Source organism: Kluyvera sp., from assembly GCF_047971185.1.
Lineage (GTDB): Bacteria > Pseudomonadota > Gammaproteobacteria > Enterobacterales > Enterobacteriaceae > Kluyvera.
Window position 1 is genome coordinate 143459 of record NZ_JBKDZH010000035.1, and the last position, 11668, is coordinate 155126.

Here is an 11668-nt window from a genome sequence, read left to right on the forward strand (position 1 = left end):
GGGGATGATGGGTATGACATGGCACTGGAAACGATGGAAAACAACAAGCTGAAGCGCGGGCTAAGCACCCGACACATTCGCTTTATGGCCCTCGGATCGGCGATTGGCACCGGGCTGTTTTACGGCTCCGCCGACGCCATCAAGATGGCCGGGCCCAGCGTTCTGCTGGCCTATATTATCGGCGGCGTCGCCGCTTACATCATTATGCGCGCGCTGGGCGAGATGTCGGTACATAACCCTGCCGCCAGCTCGTTCTCCCGCTATGCGCAGGAAAACCTTGGCCCGCTGGCGGGCTACATCACCGGCTGGACCTACTGTTTTGAGATCCTGATTGTCGCCATCGCCGACGTAACCGCGTTCGGCATCTATATGGGCGTCTGGTTCCCGGCGGTGCCGCACTGGATCTGGGTGCTCAGCGTGGTGCTGATTATCTGCGCCATCAACCTGATGAGCGTGAAGGTGTTCGGCGAGCTGGAGTTCTGGTTCTCCTTCTTCAAGGTGGCCACCATTATCATCATGATCGTGGCTGGTTTCGGTATCATTATCTGGGGCATCGGCAACGGCGGGCAGCCAACGGGGATTCATAACCTGTGGAGCAACGGCGGCTTCTTCAGCAACGGCTGGCTCGGCATGGTGATGTCATTGCAGATGGTGATGTTCGCCTACGGGGGTATCGAGATTATCGGGATCACCGCCGGGGAAGCGAAAGACCCGGAGAAATCCATTCCGCGCGCGATTAACTCGGTACCGATGCGTATTCTGGTGTTCTACGTGGGTACCCTGTTCGTGATTATGTCCATCTACCCGTGGAACCAGGTCGGCACCGACGGCAGCCCGTTCGTACTGACTTTCCAGCATATGGGCATTACCTTTGCGGCCAGTATTCTGAACTTCGTGGTGCTGACGGCGTCGCTGTCGGCGATTAACTCCGACGTGTTCGGCGTAGGCCGTATGCTGCACGGCATGGCCGAGCAGGGCAGCGCGCCGAAGGTGTTCGCCAAAACCTCGCGTCGCGGCATTCCGTGGGTGACGGTCATGGTGATGACTATCGCGCTGCTGTTTGCGGTGTACCTGAACTACATCATGCCGGAAAACGTCTTCCTGGTGATTGCGTCGCTGGCCACCTTCGCCACCGTGTGGGTGTGGATTATGATCCTGCTGTCGCAGGTGGCGTTCCGTCGACGTCTGTCGGCTGACGAAGTCAAAGCGCTGAAGTTTAAAGTGCCGGGCGGCGTCACCACCACCATCGTGGGGCTGGTATTCCTGGTGTTTATCATCGGCCTGATTGGCTATCACCCGGATACCCGTATCTCGCTGTACGTCGGTTTCGCGTGGATCCTGCTGCTGCTGGTGGGCTGGGTATTTAAAACCCGCCGCAGCCGTTAATCACCGCAGCGCTTGTCAAACCCGGCCTCGCGCCGGGTTTTTTGTCTCTGAAATCTGCGCCCCCGTCCTCCTCCCTACAAAAAAGCCTAAAAGAGGATTAGGGTGACATGTGCCTATGGCAAGGTGTGCTCATTTTGATGATAGGGGATAGATGATGTTAAACGCCTGGCACCTTCCGGTTGCGCCCTTTATTAAACCGCAGCAGGACAAACTGATTGTCACTCTGTGGCTGCGTGGCGATGACCTGCCGCAGCGGGTGACGATGCGATCGGAAGTGGATAACGAAGAGATGGCGGTGCCGATGCGCCGCAGCGCGAAAGGCCCCGCGCCGGAAGTGGTGCAGTGGCGTGCGGAGATCGCGCTGCATGAAGGCCAGCCGCGCCGCCGCTACGCCTTCAAGCTGCTGTGGGATGACCGCCAGCTGTGGTTTGCCCCCACCGGTTTTAGCGCCTTTCCGCCGGCTAAGCTGGAGCTGTTTGCCTATGACAGCCCGGATAATGGCCCGCAGTGGGTCACCGATCAGATTTTCTACCAGATTTTCCCCGATCGTTTCGCACGTAGTCAGAAGCGTAGCGAGCAGCAGGACAAGGTCTACCATCACCATGCCGCCGGGCACGATATCATTCTGCGCGACTGGGACGAACCGTTAACCGCCGAGGCGGGCGGCTCGACCTTCTACGGCGGCGACCTCGACGGCATCAGCGAAAAGCTGCCGTATCTGAAGGCGCTGGGCGTGACCGCGCTGTATCTGAACCCGGTATTTACCGCCCCGAGCGTGCACAAATACGACACCGAAAACTACCGTGAAGTGGACCCGCAGTTTGGCGGCAACGAGGCCCTGCTGCGCCTGCGGCACAATACCCAGCGCGAAGGGATGCGGCTGATTCTTGACGGCGTCTTCAACCACAGCGGGGATACCCACGGCTGGTTCGATCGCCATCGCCGCAGCGAAAACGGCGCCTGCCATCACGCCGTTTCACCGTGGCGCGACCATTACAGTTTCTCTGCCGAAGGTCAGGCGCTGGACTGGCTGGGGTATTCCAGCCTGCCGAAGCTCGACTATCAGTCGCCGACGCTGATTGATGAAATCTACGGCGCTGAGGACAGCATCGTGCGCCACTGGCTGAAAGCGCCGTGGAGCATGGACGGCTGGCGGCTGGACGTGGTGCATATGCTCGGCGAAGCGGGCGGGGCGAAGAATAACCTCAAGCACGTGGCGGCGATTACCCAGGCGGCGAAGGCGGCGCGCCCGGATGCCTTCGTGTTCGGCGAACACTTCGGCGACGCGCGCCAGTGGTTGCAGCAGGACGCGGAGGATTCAGCGATGAACTATCGCGGCTTCACCTTCCCGCTGTGGGGCTTCCTCGCCAATACCGATATCTCCTACGACCCGCAGAAAATTGATGCGCAAACCTGTATCGCGTGGATGGAAAACTACCGCGCCGGGCTGTCGCATCAGCAGCAGCTGCGCATGTTCAACCAGCTCGATAGTCACGACACCGCGCGTTTTAAATCGCTGCTGGGCCGTGACGTGGCGTGCCTGCCGCTGGCGGTGGTGTGGCTGTTTAGCTGGCCCGGCGTGCCGTGTATCTATTATGGCGATGAGGTGGGGCTGGACGGCGATAACGATCCGCTGTGCCGCAAACCGTTCCCATGGCGTGAAAGCCAGCAGGACACGGCGCTGTTGGCGCTGTATCAGCGCTTAGCCGCGCTGCGTAAAGCGACGCCCGCCCTTCGCCACGGCGGATGCCAGGTGCTGTACGCCGAGGGTGACGTGGTGGTGTTCCTGCGCGTACTGGGCGCAGAGCGCGTGCTGGTGGCGATTAACCGTGGCGAAGCCGGTGACGTGGCGCTCCCGACATCGCCACTGCTTGCCGTGAAGGGGTGGCTGCGTCAGGAAGGGGAAGGCCAGTTAACCGACCTCAGGCTGTCCCTCCCGGCGATTTCCGCCACCGTCTGGACCGCTCACTGATACAGGCGGGCAATCTCGGTGCTGGCGAGCAGGGTTTCCCGCCACCAGCGCTGGGCCAGCCCGTCGCTGCCGTTGCGCCAGGCCATATAGGCGACATCTTTTTGCCGGAATGAGATCACCGTTTTCTCTACCAATTCGCCGCTCGCCAGCCACGGGCTGGCGATATGGCGGGGCAGAAAACCGCAGCCCAGCCCGGCGCGCAGCAGCTGCACCTTGCTGGCAAAATCATCGACGCGCAGCTGCGGCTGCTCATCCATCAGGTTACTTTGCAAAGGGTGGCAAACGCGAGCGCTGTCGCTGATGATCACCGCCCGGTGCAGGCACAGCTGCTCGTTGGTTAACCCCTCAGGCGCGGCGGCGAGCGGGTGGCCGGGGGCGACCACAAACACGTTGTCCAGCGTGCCGAGCATCCGGTAAGACCAGGCGGCGGCGGTGGGCGGTTCGTTGATGGCGCCCAGAATAATATCCGCGCCGTTGTGGGTCAGATCTTCCCACGACCCCGCCAGCGTATGGTGCGTGAAGTTCAGCCGGGTTTGTTTGTTGAGCGCGTAAAAGGCCTCAATCATCGGCAGCAGCGTGGCGAACGGGAAGGAGTCGTCCAGCGCGATCGCCAGATCCTTTTCCCAGCCGGCGCTCATCTGCAGCGCCTGTTTTTCCAGCTCTTTCGCGGCATTCAGCAGTAAACGGCCCTTTTCCAGCATCATTCTGCCGGTATCGGTAAATTTTGCCCGGTGTCCGGAGCGATCCAGCAGTTCAATGTTCAGATCGCTCTCTAGCTTCTGGATCATATAGCTGAGCGCCGCCGGAGTTTTAAACAATGAGTCGGCGGCGGCGGCGAAAGAACCGTGTGTGTCGAGCGCGTCGAGAATGAGCAGCACGTCCAGATTGATACGCATAAGCGAAAAATATCCTGAAAAATAACCCCCTACGTTTTAACGAATAGAGAAACACAATGCCAGTGAATAAATTAGATAAAACTCGCGCATTTTTTTGATGTCGTCAGGATATATCACCAGAGGAAATTATTATCGTCATGGTTTGGTAAGTTTTCTTTAATAACTCGTTAGAAATTTCCCGCTATACTCAACAAGCTTTCTGATTCAGGATCCTGCTGCTGACGGCAGTGTAAGACCGTTACCTTTTAACTTATTGATTAAGAAGGTGTGTTATGTCTATTCGGGAACTGATTGACCCTAAAAACTCTACGCTCATTTTTATTGACCATCAGCCGCAAATGTCTTTTGGCGTGGCGAATATTGACCGCCAGACGCTGAAAAATAATACCGTGGCCTTAGCCAAGGCTGGGAAAATATTTAATGTTCCGGTGATTTATACCTCCGTAGAAACCAAAAGTTTTAGCGGCTATATCTGGCCGGAATTACTTGCCGTCCATCCTGACGTGAAGCCTATCGAACGTACCTCAATGAACTCCTGGGAAGACGCCGCTTTTGTGAAAGCGGTAGAAGCCACCGGGCGTAAAAAGCTGATCATCTCCGCGCTGTGGACCGAAGTGTGTCTGACCTTCCCGGCGCTGATGGCGCTGGAAGCGGGCTATGAAGTGTATGTAGTAACCGACACCTCCGGCGGTACCTCCGTCGATGCGCATGAGCGCTCGATTGACCGCATGGTGCAGGCTGGCGCGGTGCCGGTGACCTGGCAGCAGGTGCTGCTCGAGTACCAGCGCGACTGGTCGCGTAAAGAGACCTACGATGCGGTGATGGATCTGGTGCGCGAGCACAGCGGCGCTTACGGCATGGGCGTGGATTACGCGTACACCATGGTGCACGGCGCACCGGAACGTAAAGCCTAAGGTGAGGATGCCGACGGGGCCTCTCCCCGTCGGTTGGCAAGCGCAAGGAACCTATCGTCATGACGCAAAAGCACGTCACGCTGGTTATTACCCACGCCATTCGCCCTGAACACGTCGCGCAATATGAAGCCTGGTTAGGCGAAATTATGCCCGTGGCGGCCAATTATCCCGGCCATTTAGGGGCCAACGTTATTCGCCCGGTTGACGGACAGACGGCGTGGAACATTATCATCCGCTTCGACACCCTCGAGCATCTTTATGCCTGGACCCAGTCTGATGTGCGCCGCCAGCTGGTGGAAAAGATCGCGCCGCTGCTGGGCGAAGGCGATCGCACCGAAGTGCGCACCGAAGCCGCTTTCTGGTTTACGCCGCCCGCCGCGCACGTGCGCCAGCCGAAGCGCTGGAAGCAGTTTCTGATCACTCTGCTGGTGATTTTTCCCAGCACCAATCTGGTGCCTGCGGTGACCGGGGCGCTGCTGCCCTCCCTGAAGGGAACCTTGTTGCTGCACTTTCTCAATGATGCCTGTGTGGTCGCGCTGGTGGTCTGGCTCTGGATGCCCATCGTGACCCGCCTGTTTGCCGGCTGGCTGAAAAAAGCCTGACCGGCACGAGGAAAACGCTATGTCACAAACAGCCACACTGATTTTAACCCAGGGGCAGATTCATACCCTGGATCCGCAACAGCCGCGCGCCGAAGCGGTGGCGATCGCCGACGGTAAGATCCTCGCCGTCGGCAGCGACGCACAGATGATGTCATATGCCGGTGAAGGCACGCAGATTATCGATCTTCACGGTCATACGCTGATCCCCGGTCTTAACGACTCGCACCTGCACCTGATCCGCGGCGGGCTGAACTACAACCTTGAACTGCGCTGGGAGGGCGTGCCGTCGCTGGCCGACGCGCTGCGGATGCTGAAAGAGCAGGCCGATCGCACGCCGTCACCGCAGTGGGTGCGCGTGGTGGGCGGCTGGAGCGAGTTCCAGTTCGCCGAGCGGCGGATGCCGACGCTGGAAGAGCTGAACGACGCCGCGCCGGACACCCCGGTGTTTGTGCTGCACCTCTACGATCGCGCGCTGCTGAACCGCGCGGCGCTGAAGGCCGTCGGCTACACCAAAGAGACTCCGGCCCCGGCGGGCGGCGAGATCGTGCGCGATAACAACGGCAACCCCACCGGGATGCTGATCGCCAAACCGAACGCCATGATCCTCTACGCCACGCTGGCAAAAGGGCCGAAGCTGCCGCTGGAGCAGCAGGTGAACTCCACCCGCCAGTTTATGCGCGAGCTGAATCGCCTGGGGCTGACCAGCGCTATCGATGCGGGCGGCGGTTTCCAGAACTACCCGGAAGATTACGAAATTATTGAGCAGCTGCACGCCAATAAACAGATGACCATTCGTATCGCCTATAACCTGTTTACCCAGCGTCCGAAGCAGGAGCTGGAGGATTTTGAGCGCTGGACCGATATGCTCAAACCCGGCCAGGGCACCGATTTTTATCGCGCCAACGGGGCCGGGGAGATGCTGGTGTTCTCGGCGGCGGATTTTGAAGACTTCCTGCAACCGCGCCCGGATCTGCCGCCGGGTATGGAAGAGGAACTGGAGCGGGTGGTGCGCCATCTGGTGGAGCACCGCTGGCCGTTCCGTCTGCACGCGACCTATGATGAATCCATCAGCCGGATGCTCGACGTGTTTGAGAAGGTCAATCGCGATATTCCGTTTAGCGGCCTGCACTGGTTCTTTGACCACGCGGAAACCATCACCGAGCGTAATATCGAGCGCGTGAAGGCGCTGGGCGGCGGCATTGCGGTACAGCACCGCATGGCCTTCCAGGGCGAATACTTTGTCGATCGCTACGGCAAAGACGCGGTGAAACATACCCCGCCGGTGGCGAAGATGCTGGAGATGGAAGTGCCGGTCGGGCTGGGTACCGATGCGACCCGCGTGGCGAGCTATAACCCGTGGACGGCGCTGTACTGGCTGGTCTCCGGGCGCACTGTCGGCGGGATGGCGATGTATGATGATGAAAATCGTCTGCCGCGCGACGTGGCGCTGGAGCTGTGGACGGCGGGTAGCGCCTGGTTCTCCAGCGAGCAGGGCAAAAAAGGCCGTATTGCCGCCGGGCAACTGGCCGATCTGGTGACGCTGTCGAAGGATTATTTCAGCGTACCGGAAGAGGAGATCAAGGGCATTGAGTCGGTGATGACGATTGTCGATGGCCGCGTGGTGTACGCCGCCGGGCACTTTACCCCTCTGGCGCCGCCGCCAATCCCGGTGCTGCCGGAGTGGTCACCGGTGGTGAAAGTGCAGGGGCACTATCGTTCAGCGCCTCCGGGATCCGAGCATATCGGTGCGGTAGTACAGATGCACCAGTGCTGCGGTAGCTGCGGTGTGCATGGGCATCAACACGATCTGGCGCGCAAATCGGGCGTGCCGGTATCCGATGACCGCGCCTTCTGGGGCGCACTGGGCTGTTCCTGCTTCTCGTTTTAATCTGCGGATAACAAAAAAGGCTCGCAAAATGCGAGCCTTTTCAACAGAACGTGAGCCGATTACAGGCTGGAGACGTTCTCGCTCAGGTACTTAGCCACGCCGTCCGGAGACGCGTTCATGCCTTCTTTCCCTTTTTCCCACTGCGCCGGGCACACTTCGCCGTGCTGCTCGTGGAACTGCAGCGCATCAACCATACGCAGCATTTCGTCGATGTTACGGCCCAGCGGCAGGTCGTTAACCACCTGGTGACGAACCACGCCGTTGGCGTCGATCAGGAAGGAACCGCGCAGGGCAACGCCTTCGTCCGGGTGCTCAATGCCGTAGGCTTTCTGGATTTCACGCTTAACGTCAGCCACCATCGCGTATTTCACCGCGCCGATGCCGCCTTTGTCGACCGGCGTGTTACGCCATGCGTTGTGTACGAATTCAGAGTCAAAAGAGACGCCAACAACTTCCACGCCGCGTTTCTGGAACTCTTCGTAACGTTTGTCGAAAGCGATCAGCTCAGACGGGCAAACGAAGGTGAAGTCCATCGGCCAGAAGAACAGCACGGTGGCTTTACCCTGGGTGTGCTGTTTGAAATTGAATTTCTCAACGATTTCACCGTTGCCCAGTACCGCTGCGGCGGTGAAGTCAGGCGCTTGACGAGTAACCAGAACCATGGGGTTCTCCTTTGAATTTATAAGGTTAATGGAACGCAACGCGGGCCAGTATAGGGAGGGCAGGCGGTTAACACAAAAAGGCTATGACGATTAATTGGATAGGTTTTACCTATCAATATTTTATTTTTCGCAAATAAATAAGCATAGCGGTTCCCGGCCATAGCGCAAGGGCTACAGCGCTTTGTTTTTCGCCTGGCGCATCATTTGCGGATAAAACTGCCAGAAGCGGGTCTCCAGCTCGGCGTAGTGAGCGTCCAGATCGTGCCAGGAATCCCGCAGGGCGTCGAGCTTCGGGCGGCGGCTGGCCATGCCGTTCAGTACACGCTGGATAAACGCCATCTCGGCGTAACGTTCCAGCCAGCGTTCAGACCACAGATGTTCATTCAGGGTGAGGAAGCGCGTCGGCGCGTGCGGCAGGATAGTGCTCACCTCCGCGCGGGCATAGCGCACAAAGTCCGGCAGGGCGATGTCGGGGGAGAGGCGCGCCCAGTGGCGGGAAAGAAAGTGATCCCACATCACGTCGAGCGTAATCGGCGCGACGCGGCGGGTTTCGGGGCGAAACCACTCGCGCGCTTCTTTTACCTGCGGCAGGTTGTCGGTCAGCACGTCGATGCGGCGATGCATATGGATACCCTCGACAATCGGAGCTGGGTAGTCCTGCTGCGGATTGCCGCGGACAAAATCGGCCAGCAGATTGCCCGACAGCGAACTGTCGGCGAGGTGCGCGAGGTGCAGGTGAGCGAGAAAATTCATGGTTTACTGTTTATCCAGAGGGGTAAGGGTTGCAGGGACGACGCCCCGGCACTAGACTACCCGCCTCATTATTAAGCCCAGAGTCACAGTCATGCGCGTTGCCGATTTCTCCTTTGAACTACCTGAATCCCTGATTGCCCACTATCCACAAGCCGAGCGTAGCAGCTGTCGCTTGCTGTCGCTGGACGGGCCGACGGGCGCGCTGACGCACGGTACTTTCACCGATTTGCTCGACAAGCTCAACCCTGGCGATCTGCTGGTCTTTAACAACACCCGGGTGATCCCGGCGCGCCTGTTTGGCCGTAAAGCCAGCGGCGGCAAGATTGAAGTGCTGGTCGAGCGCATGCTGGATGATAAACGTATTCTGGCACATATTCGCGCCTCTAAAGCGCCGAAGCCGGGTGCCGAGCTGCTGCTGGGCGATGATGAAAGCATTAAAGCGACGATGGTCGCCCGCCACGACGCGCTGTTTGAAGTCGAATTCGACGATGAACGCAGCGTGCTGGACATCCTCAACGCCATCGGCCATATGCCGCTGCCGCCGTACATCGACCGCCCGGATGAAGACGCGGACCGCGAGCTGTACCAGACCGTGTATAGCGAAAAGCCGGGCGCTGTTGCGGCACCGACTGCGGGTCTGCACTTTGACGAGCCGCTGCTGGCGAAACTGCGCGAGAAAGGCATCGAAATGGCCTTCGTAACCCTGCACGTAGGGGCAGGCACCTTCCAGCCGGTGCGCGTCGACAGTATTGAAGACCACATCATGCACTCCGAATATGCGGAAGTGCCGCAAGAGGTGGTGGATGCGGTGCTGGCAGCGAAAGCGCGCGGCAACCGCGTGATTGCGGTAGGCACCACCTCCGTGCGTTCGCTGGAGAGCGCGGCGCAGGCGGCAAAAGATGAGCTGATTGCCCCGTTCTTCGGCGACACGCAGATCTTTATTTTCCCTGGGTATCAATACCAGGTGATTGATGCGCTGGTGACCAACTTCCACCTGCCGGAATCGACGCTGATTATGCTGGTTTCCGCTTTTGCCGGCTATCAGCACACCATGAACGCCTATAAGGCTGCTGTAGAACAAAAATATCGCTTTTTTAGTTACGGCGATGCCATGTTTATCACGTACAATCCGCAGGCTATTTCTGAGCGTGTCGGGGAATAAATCCGCGGCATGAGTATTTAAAACGTCAGACTGTTTTTCTGACGCAGGAGTGAAGATGAAATTTGAACTGGACACCACAGACGGTCGCGCTCGCCGCGGCCGCCTGGTTTTCGATCGTGGCGTAGTGGAAACGCCTGCCTTTATGCCGGTGGGTACCTACGGCACCGTTAAGGGCATGACGCCGGAAGAAGTTGAAGCCACCGGCGCGCAGATTATTCTCGGCAACACCTTCCACCTGTGGCTGCGCCCGGGTCAGGAAATCATGAAGCTGCACGGCGACCTGCACGGTTTTATGCAGTGGAAAGGACCAATCCTTACCGATTCCGGCGGTTTCCAGGTCTTCAGCCTGGGCGATATCCGTAAGATCACCGAACAGGGTGTGCACTTCCGCAACCCAATCAACGGCGACCCGATCTTCCTCGATCCGGAAAAATCGATGGAGATTCAGTACGATCTCGGTTCTGACATCGTGATGATCTTCGACGAATGCACGCCGTACCCGGCCGATTGGGACTACGCCAAGCGCTCGATGGAAATGTCGCTGCGCTGGGCTAAGCGTAGCCGCGACCGTTTTGACGGGCTGGGCAACAAAAACGCGCTGTTTGGCATCATTCAGGGCAGCGTTTACGAAGATTTACGTGATATCTCTGTTAAAGGTCTGGTAGAGATTGGCTTTGATGGCTACGCTGTCGGCGGCCTGGCGGTGGGTGAGCCGAAGGAAGACATGCACCGTATTCTGGAGCACGTTTGCCCGCAGATCCCGGCAGACAAACCGCGTTATCTGATGGGCGTCGGTAAACCGGAAGATCTGGTGGAAGGCGTTCGTCGCGGTATCGATATGTTTGACTGCGTTATGCCAACGCGTAACGCCCGTAACGGTCATCTGTTTGTGACCGACGGTGTGGTGAAAATCCGCAATGCTAAGCATAAAAGCGATACCAGCACGCTCGATGCCGAGTGTGATTGCTACACCTGTCGCAATTATTCGCGTGCATACTTGCATCATCTTGACCGTTGCAACGAAATATTGGGCGCGCGCCTCAATACCATTCATAATCTTCGCTACTATCAGCGCTTAATGGCTGGTTTACGCAAGGCTATCGAAGAGGGTAAATTAGAGAGCTTCGTGACCGATTTTTACCAACGCCAGGGGCGTACCGTTCCACCTTTGAACGTTGATTAATTTTAATAATGAGGGACTTTGAATGAGCTTTTTTATTTCTGATGCGGTAGCAGCAACCGGTGGCGCGGCGCAGGGTAGCCCGATGTCTCTGATCCTGATGCTGGTGGTGTTTGGTCTGATTTTCTACTTCATGATCCTGCGTCCACAGCAGAAGCGTACCAAGGAACATAAAAACCTGATGAGCTCCATCGCGAAAGGCGATGAAGTGCTGACGAATGGTGGTCTGGTCGGTCGCGTCACTAAAGTTGCG

11 protein-coding genes are annotated in these 11668 nt (G+C 58.2%); 8 read left to right on the top strand and 3 right to left on the bottom strand.

The window, feature by feature from the left end:
* Positions 1-33: 33 nt before the first annotated feature.
* Both proY and malZ read left to right on the top strand, forming a co-directional pair.
* Entirely contained in the window at positions 34-1386 is a 1353-nt protein-coding gene (proY, locus tag ACK5JN_RS10285) for a proline-specific permease ProY (RefSeq protein ID WP_416870097.1), read from the top strand.
* 154 nt (positions 1387-1540) lie between these two features.
* Entirely contained in the window at positions 1541-3358 is a 1818-nt protein-coding gene (malZ, locus tag ACK5JN_RS10290) for a maltodextrin glucosidase (protein ID WP_416870098.1), read from the top strand.
* Here malZ and ACK5JN_RS10295 read toward each other — a convergent pair.
* Positions 3352-4254 carry a LysR family transcriptional regulator gene (locus ACK5JN_RS10295; RefSeq protein WP_416870083.1) on the bottom strand — a complete coding sequence of 301 codons (903 nt, stop codon included), beginning with the start codon at positions 4252-4254 and terminating at the stop codon, positions 3352-3354. The genes malZ and ACK5JN_RS10295 overlap by 7 nt on opposite strands.
* Before the next feature lie 272 nt (positions 4255-4526).
* Between ACK5JN_RS10295 and ACK5JN_RS10300 the strand changes: the two genes are divergently transcribed.
* The 3 genes from ACK5JN_RS10300 to ACK5JN_RS10310 are packed head-to-tail and all read left to right on the top strand — an operon-like array spanning position 4527 to position 7658.
* Positions 4527-5168 (top strand): hydrolase, encoded by a 642-nt coding sequence (locus ACK5JN_RS10300; RefSeq protein WP_006685746.1) that lies wholly within the window; start codon positions 4527-4529, stop codon positions 5166-5168.
* Positions 5169-5227: 59 nt separating this feature from the next.
* A complete protein-coding gene (locus ACK5JN_RS10305) occupies positions 5228-5770 on the top strand; it encodes an antibiotic biosynthesis monooxygenase (protein ID WP_416870084.1) in 543 nt (180 codons plus the stop codon).
* 19 nt (positions 5771-5789) lie between these two features.
* Positions 5790-7658 (top strand): amidohydrolase, encoded by a 1869-nt coding sequence (locus ACK5JN_RS10310; protein ID WP_416870085.1) that lies wholly within the window; start codon positions 5790-5792, stop codon positions 7656-7658.
* A 59-nt stretch (positions 7659-7717) separates the two neighbouring features.
* On the opposite strand, the gene ACK5JN_RS10315 is transcribed toward ACK5JN_RS10310, so the two are convergent.
* Together ACK5JN_RS10315 and acpH are read right to left on the bottom strand one after the other, a co-directional pair.
* The gene (locus ACK5JN_RS10315; protein ID WP_064547849.1) at positions 7718-8320 is read right to left on the bottom strand and encodes a peroxiredoxin; all 603 of its coding nucleotides are present in this window, start codon (positions 8318-8320) and stop codon (positions 7718-7720) included.
* 171 nt (positions 8321-8491) lie between these two features.
* Entirely contained in the window at positions 8492-9073 is a 582-nt protein-coding gene (gene acpH, locus ACK5JN_RS10320) for an ACP phosphodiesterase (RefSeq protein ID WP_416870086.1), read from the bottom strand.
* A gap of 91 nt (positions 9074-9164) precedes the next feature.
* Here acpH and queA point away from each other — a divergent pair, with 91 nt between their 5' ends.
* The 3 genes from queA to yajC all read left to right on the top strand — a co-directional run.
* Positions 9165-10235, top strand: a complete 1071-nt coding sequence (gene queA, locus ACK5JN_RS10325) for a tRNA preQ1(34) S-adenosylmethionine ribosyltransferase-isomerase QueA (RefSeq protein ID WP_202216351.1) — start codon at positions 9165-9167, stop codon at positions 10233-10235.
* Between the two features lie 55 nt (positions 10236-10290).
* On the top strand, positions 10291-11418 hold the full coding sequence (gene tgt / locus ACK5JN_RS10330) for a tRNA guanosine(34) transglycosylase Tgt (protein WP_416870087.1): 1128 nt from the start codon (positions 10291-10293) through the stop codon (positions 11416-11418).
* 22 nt (positions 11419-11440) lie between these two features.
* Positions 11441-11668 (top strand): preprotein translocase subunit YajC (gene yajC, locus ACK5JN_RS10335; protein WP_416870088.1); only part of this gene is annotated, 228 nt, incomplete at its 3' end.